Genomic DNA, 16,532 nt, shown 5'->3' on the forward strand with positions numbered 1-16,532 from the left:
GCTTGCCAACGCAAATCTGCTTAGCGCGCGCTCCGCCGAAGGGAACACCGGTTCGGCGCAAGAGCGTGCGTCCACGGTCCACGACAGGGATGCTGTCTTCGCCGATCGATGCGCGGGTCCCCTCTCCCGTGCGGGAGAGGGGGCAGGTTGCACCCCTCAGGCGCGTCGGCGTGCGACTGTCGTGGACCGTGGCATGCGTCGCAACAAGAGCCTGGAGCGGTGCGCGGCTGCAACGCGATCGAGCACGGCCCTAGGCCGGCCGGAAAACAATACGGCGCGCCTCCATGGGAAGCGCGCCGAGAGGCGGTTCGTGGTCTCAGGAACGAACTGCATCCTGTATACACGATTTTGTGTGCCGGGCTGTGGCGTCCGCACCACTGTTGCGGGCGGAGCGCAGCCTGGACCCCGCTTTTTCCCTGTCCATGGGATTAATCGCGCGCCGCGAGGGCCTGCTGGCATCCCGCACGGTGCTGGAAGCCGATCCGTGCGTGGCCGGATCGTGCGTCACCCGACCTCAACGCAGGACCAGACCGGCATGGCGAACCTTCTCGAACGGTTGGCGCGGGTCACCCGCCGCGACGTCCGCGACGCGGCGCCTACCACCAAGGCTTCCCCGGCCTTCGCGCTCTATGCCGACAATCGGGCTTCTTGGACGCCCCGCGATCCGGCGGCGCTCGCGCAAGCCGGCTATGCCCGCAACCCCGTGGTCCACCGGGCGGTCCGGCTGGTCGCCGAGAGCGCCGCGAGCCTGCCGCTGATCGCCACCGGACCCGGGGCCGAACGGGGCGGCGACCTGCTGGCGCTGCTCGCCCGGCCGAACCCGCGGGAGAGCGGCACGCATCTTCTGGAGACCGTCTACGCCGACCTGCTCCTGAGCGGGACCGCTTATGTGGAGGCGGTCGCCCTCGACGGCCGGGTCGCGGCGCTCCAGGCCCTCCGACCGAGCCGGATGCGGATGCTGCCGGGGCCCGATGGCTGGCCGGCGGCCTATGTCTACACGGCGGGCGGGCGCAGCCGCCGGTTCGACCTGCCGGCGCCCGGCAGCGCCGAGATCGCCCCGATCCTGGCCCTCAGCCTGTTCAACCCGGACGACGAGACCGGCGGCCTCGCGCCCATCACGGCGGCGGCGGCCGCCCTCGACATCCACAACGCGGCGAGCGCCTGGAACAAGGCGCTCCTCGACAACGCCGCTCGGCCCTCCGGGGCGCTGGTCTTCGCGGGTGCGACGCTGTCCGAGCCGCAATTCGACCGGCTGAAGGCGGAGCTGGAGGCGAACTACCAGGGCGCCGCCAATGCCGGCCGGCCGCTGCTGCTGGAGGGCGGGCTCGACTGGAAGCCGCTCGCTTTGTCGCCCCGGGACATGGATTTCGTGGAGGCGAAGAACGCGGCGGCCCGGGAGATCGCCCTGGCGTTCGGGGTTCCGCCCCTGCTGCTCGGCCTGCCCGGGGACAACACCCACGCCAACTACGCCGAGGCCAACCGGGCGCTCTACCGCCAGACCCTGATCCCGCTGGCGAGCCGCACCGCGCAGGCCCTCGCGGTCTGGCTTGAGCCCGCCTTCGGGCCGGTGGACCTGGAGCCCGACCTCGACCGGATCGAGGCGCTCGCGGCCGAGCGGGAATCCCTGTGGCGCCGGGTCCAGGCCGCGGATTTTCTTTCGGTGTCCGAGAAGCGTGAGGCGGTGGGTTATCCGCCGGACATGCCGGGAGCGGGGGCGGGCTGACGATACGCCCGCCTCTCTCTCCACAGCAAAGGCTACGACGTTCACATATCTCAGGCCGACATCGCCGCTTGCGGCCAAGCGCGACAGGCCCCCGCTCCCGTGCGGGAGAGGGGACCCGCCCTCGACCCTGAACCGATATGGCCAGACCCGATGCGCGAATCCGCAAGCCCTCAAAGGGGGGCGGGAGGGCGCGTCGCAAAACGGACTGCCCCTCCCGGAACCTACACCCGAGGACCTTCCATGGACGGCCATTTCACCGGCTATGCCAGCGTCTTCGGCGTGCCCGATCTCGGCCGCGACGTGGTCGTGCCCGGCGCCTTCGCGGCGAGCCTCGCGCGCCAGGGGCCGGCCGGCGTGCGGCTGCTGTTCCAGCACGATCCCGCCGAGCCGATCGGCCGCTGGCTGTCCCTCCGCGAGGATGCCCACGGCCTGTTCGCGGAAGGGCAGCTCAACCTTGCCGTGCAGCGCGCCCGGGAGGTCGACGCGCTGCTGCGCGGCGGCGGCCTCGACGGCCTGTCGATCGGCTTTCGCACGCTGCTGGCCCGGCGGGGCGCGGGCGGCGAGCGCCGGCTGCACCGGGTCGATCTCTGGGAGATCTCCCTGGTGACCTTCCCGCTCCAGCCGCAGGCCCGGGCGAGTCCCGGTGCGGATGCCCTTGTGGATGCCCTGGCCACGGAGATCCGCGGCCTGGCCCGCCGGATCGCCCCGAAGCCCGCATCGGCATCCCCCCTGCGGCCCTGACTTCACCCCCCACCCAGAGGTTCCCGATGCACGCCGATACCCCGCTCGCGCCCGCCTTCGAGATCAAGGCCGCGCTCCCCGATCTGGAGAACAAGGCCGTCCGGCCCGAGGCGGCCCCGGTCCGCTCCGCCCTCGACGAGCTGTCGGCCGCCTTCGCGGCCTTCAAGGAGACCAACGAGACCCGCATCGGCCGGATTGAGGGCCGCCTCGGGCCCGACGGGCTCGCCGAGGAGAAGCTCGCCCGGATCGACGCGGCCCTCGATACCGCCCGCACCCGGCTCGACCGGATCCACCTGGAGCAGGCCCGGCCGCCGCTCGGCCAGCCGGGGCCGCGGCAGGATGCCGGCGCGCAGGAGCACAAGGCGGCCTTCGACCTCTACGTCCGGGCCGGCGAGAGCGCGGGCCTCAAGCGTCTGGAATCCAAGGCCCTCTCGGCCGGCTCGGGCCCGGATGGCGGCTACCTCGTGCCCAGCACGATCGAGCGCACCGTGCTGACGCGCCTCGGCGAGATCTCGCCGATTCGCGCCATCGCCAGCGTGCAGCAGATCTCGGGGGCGCAGTACAAGCGCGCCGTCTCGGTCGGCGCCCCCGTGACCGGCTGGGCGGCCGAGACCGCCCCGCGCCCGCAGACCGACGCGCCGATGCTCTCCGAGATCGCGTTCCCCGCCATGGAACTCTACGCGATGCCGGCCGCCACCCAGACCCTGCTGGACGACGCCGTGGTCGATCTCGACGCGTGGCTCTCGGCCGAGATCGAGACTGCCTTCGCCGAGCAGGAGGGCGCCGCCTTCGTGACCGGCAACGGCGCGAGCCGCCCGCGGGGTTTCTTGAACTACGACACGGTCGCGAATTCGGCCTGGGTGCCGGGCAAGCTCGGTTTCGTGGCCACGGGCGCGGCCGGGGCCTTCCCGTCGGGCAACCCGGGGGACGTGCTGTTCGACCTGATCTACGGCCTCAGGGCGGGCTATCGCCAGAATGCCGGCTTCGTGATGAACCGGCGCACCCAGAGCGCGATCCGGAAGTTCAAGGATTCCGAAGGCAACTACCTCTGGCAGCCGCCCCTCGCCGCCGGCCGGCCCGCGACCCTGGTCGGTTTCCCGGTGACGGAGGCCGAGGCGATGCCCGATCTCGCCAAGGACAGCCTGTCGGTCGCCTTCGGCGATTTCCGCCGGGGCTATCTGGTGGTGGACCGCACCGGGATGCGCGTGCTGCGCGACCCGTATTCCGCCAAGCCCTACGTGCTGTTCTACACCACCAAGCGCGTCGGCGGCGGGGTACAGGATTACGATGCGATCAAGCTGCTGAAGTTCGGTTGAGCGGCTCGAATAAGGACAGGAATCCCTCCCCCGCAGAGGCTGCCGCTTCACGCAACGTGCGCGCCGAGTCGGCCGCAGGATGGAGCGCAGGTCCCCTCTCCCGCTCGGGAGAGGGAGCCCGTCGCGTTCTCCCATCGACCCCACTGCCAGACGGAGATGGGTGAACATCGTCGCTCGCAGAGGGGGGAAGGTGGATTGCATATGGGTCGCGTCGCACGACGGACGCGACCCGCAGCCCGACGACCGCCTCAGCGTCCCGAATTGCCGTCGCGCAGGGTGCCGGTCGGCTCCTGCACGTGGGCCTCGAGGAACCAGAGGTGCTTGTCGACCGCCCGGGAGATCTCCGTGAAGAGATCGGCCGTGTCGGGATCGCCGGCCTCGTCGGTCTCGTCGATGTTCTCGCGGACCGCGTTGGCGTAGGTGGCGTAGCTGTCGATCAGCGCGGCGATGTGATCGGCGATCGCGTAGATCCCGGTCGGGTAGGCCGGAAGCTTGGTCCGCTCGGCGACCACCTGGGTCGAGCCGAAGGCCGTGGCGCCAAGCTGGACCGCACGCTCGGCGACGCTGTCGTTGAACTCGTCGATCTCGGTGCGGAACCCGTCGAGCATCTCGTGCACGCCGATGAACTGCGGGCCCTTCAGGTTCCAGTGCGCCTGCTTGATCGCCAGCGCGAGGTCGATACCGTCCGCCAGCCGGGCGTTGAGGGCTTCGACCGAGACCTTCTTGGCGTTCGAGTCGGTGTTGTTGCGGGTCTTGTGCGACCGGGGGGTGTTGCTGGTGCCGGTGTCGGCCATAATCGCGCTCCGTGTGGTTGAAAGGTTCGGAAGCGAAAGTGTCGATGCGGCCACAGGTTCCCCGGGCGTGACCGGTCCAGGGAACGCCGGGTGTCTGCCAGCACTTGGCGCGCCTGGCCGTCACGGCGCGATCGAGAGTTGCGCTAAGTCCCTGTTCCGGACCGCTTATCGGCAGCTAGTTGCGGCGGGTGCGCGCCGTCCAGACGGGCCGGTTGCCGCGCGGCAGCGCATCGCTCACCTGCATCTGTGACAGTTCGGCCGCGCGCGCCGAGATCCACCCGGCATGCTCGGCCACCGGGGTCACCGCGGTGAAGCCGCCGCAGGCGGTCCGGCGGGTTCCCTGCTGCAGGGCCCCGCTCGACCAGCTCACCACGCCGACGATCCGGTAGCCGCCCGGTCCGCCGGTAAGGATCGGGCCGCCGGAATCGCCCAGGCACGCGCCGGCTCCCGCCGTCTCGGCCATGCGTCGGCGGTCCGTCACCACGGTCACCCGGTTGGCGACCTGCAGCGAGCCAATCGAGACGAGATGCGCCAGCCGCAAGGTGCGGGCCGAGCCGCGCCGGTTCTCGGCGACCACGCCGAAGCCCGCGATGTCGACCGGCTCGCCGGTGGTGATCGAGCTGGCGCCGCGCGGATCGAGCGGGGCGTAATCGGGGCCGAGGGGGCGTTCGAGCTTGAGCAGCGCCAGATCGACGCCGGGCTGCTCCTCCGGCGTCGTGCCGGGCACGAAATCGGGATGCATCGTCGTGACGATCACCGACGTGCGGCGCTGGCGGAAGCCCCGGTCGACGCCGATCACCGTGTAGCCCGCCGGACGCATCACGCAATGGGCGGCGCTGAGGACGAGATCCGGGGCGATCAGCGTGCCGGAGCAGATCTCGCCCTCCGTGCTCTCGATGCGGACGACGAAGCTGCGCGCCCCGTTCGGATCGCGGGTGGTCACGCCGTTGATCACCGCGGAGGCGGGTGCGGGGAGCAGTCCGGCCAACGCCCCGAGCAGCGCCGCACCCAGCAGGCCGCCCCCGAAACGCCCGCGTGCAGGATGCCCGCGGAAGCCGGTCTTGCGGATCGGGCGAGGGAACATCGGGCACTCCGGGGCGCGGTCGGCGCGGGTGGCACGCCCCAGACAGGCGGGCGACGAGGCGGAGCCTAGTGCAAGGGAATGTCCTGGCCAAGCTGATGTTCCCTGCGGATCCGATCCATCCAGGCCTGCCTCGCCGAGGTTTTTCAGCGGTTTCGCGCGGGGCGGCGTGCCGACGGGCTCGCGTCACATGATGTGTCTGCGACTGGCGCGAGCCCCGCCCCGGGTCGCGGTTGACGCATGGAGAGAAGGCGATCCGCCGATTTCCCGGACAGAAGGAGCGGTTTTTGGCAAATGCCATCCGCTTGCGAAACGATACGGTAGCCCTACCGTGCTATGAACGAGGACACGCGCAACCCGCCTCGGTAAGGGCTGGTGCCATGTTTGACCGAAGGGCACGGCACGCCGCATGCACGTCGAGTATCTGCCACACGGGTCTCCCGGGAAGAATATCAGGACGTCTCAGCCATGAGCGATCTGATTGCAGCAGTGGTCCTGGGGATCCGAAACAATGATCGGCTTGCTGGTGGTTGCCTTGGCTGGCGCGGTAATGGGGTGGTACTTCCGGGTTGGCTTCGTCATTATTGCCTGTTTAGTATTCCTTGTCGCTGATATTATCCGCATTCTTCTGAATTCGAGTTTCCAGTTTGCAGATATTTTGATCCTGCTTGCCTACATGTCCGCTCTGCAGGGTGGCTTCATGCTTGGTGCTTATCTCAAGCACAGGCGCCGTGATTAGAGTGCTCTTTGCCGAAGGGGGTGTGGGTTCGACCTGCGAGCGCGCATCGGAGCACAGCCTTGGGCCGTTCCCGATCGTCACGTGCTGGACCGCGACGAACTCACGCCGGCAGGCACGTCGCGCTTTGCCGCCCATGCCGGTATCCACCGGAGATCTGAGAACATCGTAGCCCGCGCGGGGGCTGCAACATTCATAGATTTGGATTGGGCATTGACGTTCGTGACGGAGCGCGACTGGCTCCTTCTCTCGTGCGGGGAGGGATCAGCGGTGGGGGTGGTTCAGGATCGAGCGTGACGGTGCCTTCTGCACCACCCCCACCTCCAACTCCTCCCCACAAGGGGAGGAGCGCGCGTCGCGGCCGGCGATGGGTGTGCATCGTAGCCCGCAGGCGAGAGGGGACCTGCGCTCGGCCCCGAACCGGTATGTCCGAAACCGATGTGTGAATACCGCAAGCGCGCGGAGGAGGGCTCCGACGCCGCATTCGGCCACGTCGGCGTCACGGCCGCGCGGGGCTCGCTGCGCAGCCGGGCGCGGCCCTGAGACGGCTCAGAGCCACCAGATCACAGTGCCGCGCAAATAGGAGGCCGCGGCCCAGAGGATAATCGCCGTCATCGAGAGCGTCAGGCCCCAGCCCAGGCGTTGTCGGTGGTTCAACATGCGTCGCGGATACCCCGGGGCTGGCTCGTCCTCGCGTGCGCAACCGCCCTTGTCGTGCCCGGGAGCGAATCCCGCTTGGGATGGCCGCCCGGTCGACAAAAGACCTCGGCATCGCGCCGACCCGTTATTCCCGAGACCTGTCGCGAGACGGAGTCAGGTGTTAACGCGTTCGGTTCAGTAACCGATCCGTATTCGGTCCTGCGGGTCCGTGGGCGATGCAGACTGCGCAGGGGGCGGGCCGTCCCCAGCGGCGTACTACTCGGTCCAGCGGGCGCGCAGGCCCCATCCGCTGAGCACCTGATCAATCCAGCCGCGTTGCGGCCCGACCAGGACGCCCTGGGTGAGGCCGCCGCAGGTGCCTCCGATCCAGGCGGCGAGCGCTCGCACGGCGCCGTCCGGCCCGATGATCGGACCGCCGGAATCGCCCTGGCAGGCCCCGCCGGCGCTGCCCTTGAGCCAGACCAGGATGCGGCTCGGCCCGTAGGGCTCGATCACCGGTAGATTCAGGCTGCGGTAGGTGCCGGTGGAGCGCGGATCCCCGGGCCTGGCGGCGCCGTAGCCGCCGAGGGTCAGGTCTTCACCCGCCCGTGGCGGCGCGGTGCTCAAGGTCACCGGTGCGAAGCGCGCCGGCAGCGGCGTCGCCGTGCGCAGAAGCGCGAGGTCGATGGACCGCCGCCGGGCCTTCGCGGCGCCCGCGTCGTAGCCCGGATGCACCGCCCGCGCCGCCACCTCGACCAGCACCGGCGCCCCGGACTCGTCGCGGAAATGCACCCGGTGCTGCACGGCGTCGGCGAGGCAATGGCCGGCGGTGAGCACCGTGTCGGGAGCGAGCACCACGCCCGTGCAGACGCCGCCCTTCGCGGACAGGACCATCACGGCCCCGCCGGGCGCCGTCTCGGACCCGCCCACGATGGCGCGCACCGGGCCGCCCGCCAGCGACAGGGCGACCGCGAGGACGGCGATGGCCGCCGGGCGGCACTTCGAGACCAGCATCGGACCACCGCTCAAGAGGGACGCACCATGATCCCGTTACGCATCGATGCCGCCGCCGTCGAGCCGGTGAGCGTCGCGGAGCTGCGCGCCTACCTGCGCTTCGACTCCGACGACGCGGGCGCCGAGGACGCGCTGCTCCAGGCCCTGATCGTGGCGGTGCGCGCCTGCCTGGAGATCGAGACGCGCCGGATCCTGGTGCCGGGCCGCTACCGGATCGCGCTCGCCGCCTGGCCGCCGGACGGGCAGGTGCCGCTGCCGCTGAGCCCGCTGGTGTCCGTCCTCCGCGCCGGACTCGCGGGGGCGGAGGAAGTGACCGACCTCGCCGAAGGGCTGGTGCGTCCCGGGCCCGACCCGATCGAGGCACCGTGCCTGCTGATCGACCCGGCGGTGCCGGACCCCGCCGGGCGCACAATCCTGATCGAGGTCGCGGCCGGGTTCGGCGGCGACGGGCCGCCCCTGCCGGCGCCCCTGCGGCTCGCGATCCTGCGTCTGGCCGCCGCCCGCTACGAGCACCGGGGCGACGAAGCGGACGGCATCCGCACCGACGCCGCCGACCTCGCCGCGCCCTTCCGCCGGATGCGCCTGTGATGGCCGGCACCGGAGACCGGCCGATGGCGAGCATGCCCCGTCACCCGCCGCTCGGCACCCGGCGGCGCTTCGTGCTGGAACGCCCGCTGGAGTCGCCGGACGGGTTCGGCGGCGTGCTGCGCCGCTACGTGGCCGGCCCGGTCCTGTGGGGCGCCCTGGCGCCCGCCGGAGTGGTCGACCGGCCCGAGGGCGGCCGGACCGACACGCTGTCCGCCTACCGCATCACCCTGCGGGGCCGGGCCGACCTCGATCCGACCATGCGGCTCGCCGCCGGCCCCCGCCGCTTCGCGATCCGCGCCGTGACCGAGCCCGACGGGCGGGGCCGCGACTGCATCTGCCACGTCGAGGAACTGCCGCGGGAGAACCTGTCGTGACCGATCCGAGCCCGCTCCTGGCCTTGCGCGCTGGCCTGATCGCGCGCTTCACCCCGGATGCCGCCCTCGCGGCGCTGCTGGGCGGCCGTGTCCGGCTCTACGACGAGCCGCCCCGGGGCGTGCTCCCGGTCTACGCCCTGTTCGGCGATTCCGAGATCCAGGACGATTCCGTCGACGGGGCCGAGCGCCACCGCCACACCCACGAGATCGCGGTGATCGCCCGGCCGGGCTCGGTACGCACCGCGCTCGACGCCGCCGAGCGCATGGCGGCGCTGCTCGCCGACACGGCGATGCCGCTCGCCGGCTGCCGGCTCGTGACCCTGCGGGTGCGCGCCATCAAGGTCCACCGCGACACCCGGACCGGCGAGGCGCGGGCGAGCCTCACCGTCGAGGCCCTCACCGAGATTCTTTGATCCCGACGGCCGTCGGCGAGCGCGAATGCGCGTCGCCGCCCATGCGGCGGTTCGCGCGGGAGGCGTCAGCCTCATGGGCCACTGTGGTTACGAGGAGGAATCCGATGGGCGCGCAGAAGGGCAAGGACCTGCTGATCCGGGCTGGCGACGGCGCGGGCGGCTTCGTGGCGGTGGCGGGCCTGCGCAGCCGCCAGATCACCCTGAACGCCGAGACCGTGGACATCACCAACGCCGATTCCGCCGGGCGCTGGCGCGAATTGCTCGCCGGGGCCGGGGTGCGCCGGGCCGCGGTCGCCGGGTCGGGCGTGTTCCGCGACCAAGCCTCGGACGCGCGGCTGCGCCTTATCTTCTTCGAAGGGGTCATCGAGACCTTCCAGATCGTGGTGCCGGCCTTCGGGATCCTGGAGGGCCCGTTCCAGATCGCGAGCCTGGAATACCGCGGCGACCACGCCGGCGAGGTGACCTTCGACATGAGCCTCGATTCGGCGGGCGCGCTCGCCTTCGCGGCGGCCTGAGCCCGAGGGGAGTCCCATGGCGAACCGGATCCGCGGCGCCGTGCCGCTCGACCTCGGCGGACGGCGCTACACCCTCTGCCTCACCCTCGGGGCGCTGGCCGAGCTGGAGGATCTGCTCGGGGCCGGCGATCTCACGGGCCTCGCCGCGCGCTTCACGGCCGGCCGGCTCTCGGCCCGCGACCTGATCGCCCTGCTGGGCGTCGCCCTGCGGGGCGGCGGCCATGACCTCGACGACGCGGCGGTGGCGGGGCTGCCGCTGGCCGGCGGGCTCGATGACGTCACGACGGCCCTCGGGGCGGTGCTCGCCGCCGCGTTCGGGGAGGCGCCGGGGACGGCAAACCCGCCTCAGGAGGCCGCCCGATCACATCGAGACACGGTACACGACAGTGGCGCGCCGGCGCGCCTGGTGGACGCGACGGACTCCCTCTCCCGTGCGGGAGACGGCCCGGGTGAGGGACGAGAACCCGCAGACTTGATCGCTCCGTCGACGCGCGTCGCGTGCGCGCCTCCATCGGAATCCGCGTATCCCTCACCCTGTCCCTCTCCCGCACGGGAGAGGGGACCCGCGCCTTATTCGGGAGAGACGCCCCTCCCTTCGGCGGAGAGCGCTCCAGGATCGGAGCCGGATGCCCCGGTCCCGACCCGCCTGCCGAATGCCTTCCCGTGGGACGACGCCATGTCCCTCGGCCTCGGCGTGCTGGGCTGGCGCCCCGGCGACTTCTGGTCGGCGACCCCACGGGAGTTCGCCGCAGCCCTCGGCCGGCGCGCCCGGTCGGAGGCGCTGAGCCGGGCGGCCTTCGAGGATCTGCTCGCCGCCTATCCCGACCGGACCTGAGACGGGGCTGAAAGATGGCCGACACCCAAGCCGACATGCAGGATTCCGCACGGGCCGAGCGGCTCCAAACCCTCGACCGACTGGCCCAGAATTTCGGCCGCAGCCTCGACACGGCGCTGACCCGGGGCGCCGCCTCCGGCCGGAGCCTCGACGGCGTGCTCGGGAGGATCGGCACGCGGCTCGCCGGCGCGGCGACCCGGGCGGCGGGGGGCGCGATCCAGTCCGGGGTCACCGGCCTCATCAATTCCGTGCTGGGTGCGGGCTCCGAGCCCGGCTTCGCCCGGGGCGGCGTGTTCCGCGGAGGGCGGGTGCAGCCCTTCGCGGCCGGCGGGGTGGTGGCGGCGCCGACCTATTTCCCTATGGCGGGCGGGACCGGCCTCATGGGCGAGGCCGGGCCGGAGGCGATCCTGCCGCTGGCTCGCGGCGCGGACGGGCGCCTGGGCGTCGCGGGGGGCGGGGCCTCGGCGCGGCCGGTCTCCGTGACGGTCAACATCGCCACGCCCGACCCGGCGGCGTTCCGCCGGTCCGAGGCGCAGGTGACCGCAAGCCTCGCCCGAGCGGTGGCGCGTGGCCAGCGGGCGACGTGAGAAGCCGAAGAACCGTCCAGCGCCAACCCTCCAGCGCCAACCCTTGGGACCGCCATGGCCGACGATTTCCACGAGGTGCTGTTTCCCCTCGACGTGTCGCTGCGCATGAGCGGCGGCCCGCAGCGGCTGACCGAGATCGTCACCCTGGCGTCCGGACGGGAGCACCGGAACGGCCGCTGGGCCGATTCCCGACGCCGCTACGATGCCGGCTTCGGGCTGCGCGGGCTCGACGCGCTCCACGCGGTCCTGGCCTTCTTCGAGGAGCGGCGGGGCCGCCTCTACGGCTTCCGCTTCCGCGACCGGGTCGATGGCCGCTCCGGACCACCGGGCCGGGCGATCGGGCCCCTCGACCAGCCGCTCGGCACCGGCGACGGAACCACCGCGCGCTTCTCGCTGGTGAAGAGCTACGGGACCGGCTTCGCGCCCTATCGCCGCCGGATCGCCAAGCCGGTGGCCGGAAGCGTCCGGGTCGCGGTCTCCGGCCAGGAGGTCGGGCCCGAGGACTTCGCGTGCGACCCGACGACCGGCCGCGTCACCTTCACGCCCGGCCATGTCCCGGCGTCCGGCGTCGCCGTCACCGCGGGCTTCGCCTTCGATGTGCCGGTCCGCTTCGACACCGACGAACTCACCATCGACCTCGCGGCCTTCACGGCCGGGGAGATCCCACGGGTGCCGCTCGTTGAGATCGTGCCCTGAAGGAGGATCCATGCGCGACATTCCGGAGGCCTTCGCGACCCATCTCGCGGGGGGCGTGACCACCCTGTGCCGCTGCTGGTCCTTGCGGCGGCGGGACGGCCTCGCCCTCGGTTTCACCGACCACGACCGCGACCTGACCGTCGCGGGCCTCGTCCACCTTGCCCGAACCGGACTGGACGCCGCCGAGGCCAGCGCGGAATCCGGTTTCGCGGTCTCGGGGGGTGACGTGGCCGGGGCGCTCAGCAGCCTCGGCCTGACCGAGGCCGACATCGCCGGCGGCCTCTACGACGGCGCCTCCGTCGAGACCTGGCTGGTCGACTGGGCCGACACCGGGACCCGCCTGCTCCTCGACCTCGCCACGATCGGCGAGGTGCGCCGGGAGGGCGATGCCTTCGTGGCGGAGCTGCGCGGCCTCGCGCACCGGTTGGATGCGGAGCGTGGCCGGACCTATCGCGCCACCTGCGGGGCCGATCTCGGGAACGGGCGCTGCCAGGTCGACCTCGCGGCGTGGCGGATCGCCGGCCGCGTCATCGGCATGCCGGAGCCCGCCACGCTCGCGGCGACCCTGGCGGGGGATTTTGCGGATGGCCTGTTCACCGGCGGCCGTCTCGCCTGGACCGGGGGCGCCAATGCCGGGCTCGCCGCGGATGTGCGCTTGCAGCTCGGCGGCCTGATCGAGCTCTGGACCGTGCCGCCCCGGCCGGTCGCCGCCGACGATACCTTCACGCTGACCGCAGGCTGCGACAAGCGCCTCGCCACCTGCCGGGACCGCTTCGCCAACGCGGTCAACTTCCAGGGCTTTCCGCACATGCCCGGCAACGACACGGTGATGCGTGCGGTGCCGGGCTCGGACCCCATCCTCGACGGCGGGAGCCTGTACCGATGAGCGCGATGCGACGGGAGATCGGCGCGGCCGCTTTGGGCGAGGCGCGGCTGTGGCTCGGCACGCCCTACCGGCATCAGGCCTCGTTGCGCGGGATCGGCTGCGACTGTCTCGGGCTGCTGCGCGGGGTCTGGCGCGGGCTCTACGGCGCCGAGCCCGAGGCGGTGCCGCCCTATTCGGGCACCTGGGCGGAATCGGCTGCCCCCGGCACCGATCCGCTGACCGAGGCGGCCCTGCGCCACCTCGTGCCGGTGCCGGGGCCGCTGGCTGAGGCTGCGGCGCGGGCGGGCGACGTGTTGCTCTTCGCCTTCCGCCGCCACCTGCCGGCCCGCCACTGCGCCATCGCCACCGGTGACGGCGCCATGATCCACGCCCATGACGGCGCGGTCGTCACCGAGGTGGCGCTCACCGGATGGTGGCGGCGGCACATGACCGGGCTATTCCGGTTTCCGGAGGGCGGGTCAGACCCAGTTCAGGACGATCCGGCCGCCACGGTCAGCTCGCAGCCCACGACGTCCATGACCTTGCGGAAGGTCTCGTAGCGAAGCGTCGCGCCGGGCGTCAGGGCCTCGCAGAGGCTTTTCCGGCCCAGACCCGCCCGACGTTTCACCAGGGAGCCCTGCCATGGCCACGCTGATCCTGTCCTCGGCCGGGGCGGCGGTGGGCACGGCCCTCGGCGGCCCGATCGGCGCCGTCGTCGGGCGCACCCTGGGCGCCGTCGCGGGCGCCGGGCTCGACGGCGCGTTGTCCGGCTCGGGGTCGCACACCCGCTTCGTCGCGGGGCCGCGGCTCGCCGATGTCTCCGGGCTCACCTCCACGGAGGGCGATCCGATCCCGCGGGTCTATGGACGCGCCCGGATCGGCGGGAGCCTGATCTGGGCGACGCGCCCGCTCGAAGTCGCCAACACCACGGTGCAGCGCGCCGCCACGCCCGCCAAGGGCATGAGCGGGCAGAAGACCGTCACCACGCGCTACACCTACTTCGCCAACCTCGCGGTCGGGCTGTGCGAGGGGGAGATCGCCTGCATCCGCCGGATCTGGGCGGACGGCCGGGAGATCGATCAGGACGGCCTCACCATCCGGGTCTACACCGGCCGGCCGGACCAGGAGCCCGACCCGCTGATCGTCGCCAAGGAGGGGGCGGAGACCACGCCCGCCTATCGCGGCCTCGCCTACGTGGTGTTCGAGGGTCTGCCGCTCGCCGATTTCGGCAACCGCATCCCGCAATTCGCCTTCGAGGTGATCCGCCCCATCAACGGGCTCTATGGCCGGATCCGCGCCGTCGAGATGATCCCCGGCGCCAGCGAGTTCGGCCTCGACCCGGACCCCGTCACCGTGGATCTCGGCCTCGGCCGGACCGAGGCCGCCAACCGGCACCAGCTCCAGCGCGCCACCGACGTCCTTGCCTCCCTGGACGCGCTCCAGGCCCTGTGCCCCAACCTGCGGCGGGTCGCCGTGGTGGCGACGTGGTTCGGCACCGATATGCGCGCCGGATCCTGCCGGGTGGTGCCGAAGGTCGAGGCCCGGCATAAGCAGGCCCTGCCGGCCGATTGGCGCGTCGCCGGGATCACCCGCGCGGATGCCGAGGTGGTCTCGATCCTGCCGGACGGCAATCCGGCCTATGGCGGGACCCCGAGCGACGACGGCCTGACCCGGCTGGTCGCCGAGCTGGTCCGCCGCGGGTTGGAGGTGCTGCTCTATCCCTTCGTGATGATGGACGTGCCACCCGGCAACGGGCTGCCCGATCCGCGCCAGCCTGGCGCGACGCAGCCGCCCTTTCCCTGGCGGGGGCGCATCACCTGCGATCCGGCGCCCGGCCTCCCGGGGAGTCCGGACGGGACGTCCGGGGCCGACGCGCAGGTCGCGGCCTTCTTCGCCAACGGCTACGACGCGGAGATCCTGCACTACGCCGACCTTGCGGCCCGGTGGGCCCAAGCCGGCGTGCCGATCGCGGGCTTCGTGATCGGCAGCGAGTATGTCGGACTGACCCGGGTGCGGGGTGCGTCCGGCTACCCGGCCGTGCAGGCCTTCCGGGCGATCGCGGCGGCCGTGCGCGAGCGCCTCGGCCCCGGCGTCGCCCTGGTCTACGGCGCGGACTGGACCGAGTACGGCGCCCATGTCCTCGACGGGGGTGCCACGATCCGCTTCCCCCTCGACGACCTGTTCGCCGACCCGAACATCGCGGCGGTCGGGATCGACTGGTACGCTCCGGTCTCCGACTGGCGCGACATGCCGGACCACGCCGACCTCGCCGCTGCGGGCGACATCTACGACCGCGCCTACCTCAAGGAGCGCGGCGCCTCCGGTGAAGCCTTCGACTGGTACTACCCTGACGGGGCCGCCCGCGCCGCCCAGGACCGCGTCCCGATCACCGACGGCGCCATCGGCAAGCCCTGGATCTACCGGGTCAAGGACCTCGTGGCGTGGTGGTCGAACCCGCATGTCGAGCGCGACGGCGGCGTCGAGACCCGGACGACGGCGTGGGTACCGATGGGAAAGCCGATCTGGCTCACCGAACTCGGCGTGCCGGCGGTCGACAAGGGCACGAACGGGCCCAACGTCTTCCCCGATCCGAAATCGGTCGAGAACGCCTTCCCGCCGGAATCCCGGGCGCTCCGGGACGAGCTGATCCAGCTCCGCGGCTTGGAGGCGGCGATCGCCCGGTTCGATCCGGGTGTGCCTGGCTTCCGGGAGGCCGACAACCCGGTCTCGCCGGTCTATGGCGGGCGGATGGTCGATCCGGCCGGGATCTTCATCTGGGCCTGGGATGCGCGGCCCTATCCGGCCTTCCCGACCGTACGCGGGGTCTGGGCCGATATCGGCAACTGGCGGGTCGGCCACTGGATCACCGGGCGGATCGAGGGCTGCGACCTCGACCTGCTGGTCCTGAGGATCCTGGCCGATTTCGGCTTCAACGCCCCGGTCTCCGTGGAGGCCGCGGCCTATCTCGACGGCTACGTGCTCGACCGGCCGCTCTCGGCGCGGGGCGCCCTGGAGACCCTGGCCCAGGTCTACGGGCTCGACGTCTCGGCGGTGGCGGGCCGGTTGCGCCTGCGCGGACCGCGCCGGGACCGGCCGGTGGTGCTGGACGAGGCCGACCTCGTCCGGCTCTCCGCGGAGAAGCCCGTGCTCCGTCAGGTGCGGGCTGAGGAGAGCGCCCTGCCGCGCTCGGTCGCGCTCGGCCTCACCGAATCCGAGAGCCCGGATTACCGCCGCGCCACGGCGGCGGCGGTGCGGCCCGTGGGCGAGCGGCGGCACGAGACCCGGATCGAGGCCGCGATCGTCACCCGGCGCGAGACCGGCGACGGCCTCGCCGAGGCCATGCTCGACCGGATCATCGCGGCCCGCGACAGCGCGGTCTTCACGCTGAGCCCGCGCCGGGTCGAACTGGAGCCCGGCGACCTCCTTGCGGTCCCGGCGGACGTGCCCGGCGGTACGGTGCTGCGCAAGATCGACCGGATCGACGACGCCCCCACCGGCCGCCGGGTCGAGGCGAGCGGCGTCCCGCCCCGGGCCGGGCCGGGGCGCGGCCTGCCGCGCAGCATGGCGCTGACCGGGGTGGCGGCCCCGGCCTTCCCGGGGCCGCCGCTGGCTCTG

Annotated in this window: 17 protein-coding genes and 1 pseudogene; 15 read left to right on the forward strand and 3 right to left on the reverse strand. The window is 72.3% G+C overall.

Features of this window, described 5'->3' with window-relative positions:
- The first annotated feature begins 535 nt into the window (after positions 1–535).
- The 3 genes from OXS49_RS28240 (at position 536) to OXS49_RS28250 (ending at position 3,780) form a co-directional block, all read left to right on the forward strand.
- Positions 536–1,723, forward strand: a complete 1,188-nt coding sequence (locus tag OXS49_RS28240; protein ID WP_267427999.1) for a phage portal protein — start codon at positions 536–538, stop codon at positions 1,721–1,723.
- A gap of 240 nt (positions 1,724–1,963) precedes the next feature.
- Positions 1,964–2,464, forward strand: a complete 501-nt coding sequence (locus OXS49_RS28245) for an HK97 family phage prohead protease (protein WP_244007653.1) — start codon at positions 1,964–1,966, stop codon at positions 2,462–2,464.
- A 26-nt stretch (positions 2,465–2,490) separates the two neighbouring features.
- On the forward strand, positions 2,491–3,780 hold the full coding sequence (locus OXS49_RS28250; RefSeq protein WP_267427985.1) for a phage major capsid protein: 1,290 nt from the start codon (positions 2,491–2,493) through the stop codon (positions 3,778–3,780).
- Positions 3,781–4,028: 248 nt separating this feature from the next.
- Here the strand turns inward: OXS49_RS28250 and dps are convergent, their stop codons facing one another.
- On the reverse strand, positions 4,029–4,574 hold the full coding sequence (gene dps / locus OXS49_RS28255) for a DNA starvation/stationary phase protection protein Dps (RefSeq protein ID WP_244007658.1): 546 nt from the start codon (positions 4,572–4,574) through the stop codon (positions 4,029–4,031).
- A gap of 175 nt (positions 4,575–4,749) precedes the next feature.
- Positions 4,750–5,658: a trypsin-like serine protease gene (locus tag OXS49_RS28260; RefSeq protein ID WP_267427987.1), complete on the reverse strand. Its 909-nt coding sequence runs from the start codon at positions 5,656–5,658 to the stop codon at positions 4,750–4,752.
- A gap of 508 nt (positions 5,659–6,166) precedes the next feature.
- Between OXS49_RS28260 and OXS49_RS28265 the strand changes: the two genes are divergently transcribed.
- Positions 6,167–6,394 (forward strand): hypothetical protein, encoded by a 228-nt coding sequence (locus OXS49_RS28265; RefSeq protein WP_244007662.1) that lies wholly within the window; start codon positions 6,167–6,169, stop codon positions 6,392–6,394.
- A 912-nt stretch (positions 6,395–7,306) separates the two neighbouring features.
- On the opposite strand, the gene OXS49_RS28270 is transcribed toward OXS49_RS28265, so the two are convergent.
- Positions 7,307–8,044, reverse strand: coding sequence for a trypsin-like serine protease (locus OXS49_RS28270; protein WP_244007840.1), 738 nt, complete (start codon positions 8,042–8,044; stop codon positions 7,307–7,309).
- A gap of 27 nt (positions 8,045–8,071) precedes the next feature.
- On the opposite strand from OXS49_RS28270, the gene OXS49_RS28275 reads away from it, so the two are divergent.
- The 11 genes and pseudogenes from OXS49_RS28275 to OXS49_RS28325 form a co-directional block, all read left to right on the forward strand.
- Positions 8,072–8,632, forward strand: coding sequence for a hypothetical protein (locus OXS49_RS28275; protein WP_267427989.1), 561 nt, complete (start codon positions 8,072–8,074; stop codon positions 8,630–8,632).
- A gap of 23 nt (positions 8,633–8,655) precedes the next feature.
- Positions 8,656–9,006 carry a head-tail adaptor protein gene (locus tag OXS49_RS28280; RefSeq protein WP_267427990.1) on the forward strand — a complete coding sequence of 117 codons (351 nt, stop codon included), beginning with the start codon at positions 8,656–8,658 and terminating at the stop codon, positions 9,004–9,006.
- Positions 9,003–9,419 carry a DUF3168 domain-containing protein gene (locus tag OXS49_RS28285; protein ID WP_267427992.1) on the forward strand — a complete coding sequence of 139 codons (417 nt, stop codon included), beginning with the start codon at positions 9,003–9,005 and terminating at the stop codon, positions 9,417–9,419. Before OXS49_RS28280 ends, OXS49_RS28285 begins: the two co-directional genes overlap by 4 nt.
- A 104-nt stretch (positions 9,420–9,523) precedes the next feature.
- Positions 9,524–9,934, forward strand: coding sequence for a phage major tail protein, TP901-1 family (locus OXS49_RS28290; protein ID WP_267427994.1), 411 nt, complete (start codon positions 9,524–9,526; stop codon positions 9,932–9,934).
- A 16-nt stretch (positions 9,935–9,950) separates the two neighbouring features.
- Positions 9,951–10,277, forward strand: a pseudogene (locus tag OXS49_RS28295) (gene transfer agent family protein); the annotation flags it as partial.
- 63 nt (positions 10,278–10,340) lie between these two features.
- Positions 10,341–10,769 (forward strand): phage tail assembly chaperone, encoded by a 429-nt coding sequence (locus OXS49_RS28300; RefSeq protein ID WP_267428000.1) that lies wholly within the window; start codon positions 10,341–10,343, stop codon positions 10,767–10,769.
- 14 nt (positions 10,770–10,783) lie between these two features.
- Positions 10,784–11,356 carry a phage tail tape measure protein gene (locus tag OXS49_RS28305; protein ID WP_244007672.1) on the forward strand — a complete coding sequence of 191 codons (573 nt, stop codon included), beginning with the start codon at positions 10,784–10,786 and terminating at the stop codon, positions 11,354–11,356.
- 54 nt (positions 11,357–11,410) lie between these two features.
- Complete coding sequence (locus tag OXS49_RS28310) at positions 11,411–12,052, forward strand: DUF2460 domain-containing protein (RefSeq protein WP_267427995.1); 642 nt, start codon at positions 11,411–11,413, stop codon at positions 12,050–12,052.
- Between the two features lie 10 nt (positions 12,053–12,062).
- Positions 12,063–12,938: a DUF2163 domain-containing protein gene (locus OXS49_RS28315; protein ID WP_267427996.1), complete on the forward strand. Its 876-nt coding sequence runs from the start codon at positions 12,063–12,065 to the stop codon at positions 12,936–12,938.
- Positions 12,935–13,477 (forward strand): NlpC/P60 family protein, encoded by a 543-nt coding sequence (locus tag OXS49_RS28320; protein WP_267427997.1) that lies wholly within the window; start codon positions 12,935–12,937, stop codon positions 13,475–13,477. The genes OXS49_RS28315 and OXS49_RS28320 overlap by 4 nt, the downstream gene beginning before the upstream one ends.
- An 82-nt stretch (positions 13,478–13,559) precedes the next feature.
- The coding region (locus OXS49_RS28325) for a glycoside hydrolase/phage tail family protein (protein ID WP_267427998.1) at positions 13,560–16,532 on the forward strand (2,973 nt) is incomplete at its 3' end.

Origin of the sequence: Methylobacterium sp. GC_Met_2 (genome assembly GCF_026540795.1) — a bacterium.
Classification (GTDB): domain Bacteria; phylum Pseudomonadota; class Alphaproteobacteria; order Rhizobiales; family Beijerinckiaceae; genus Methylobacterium.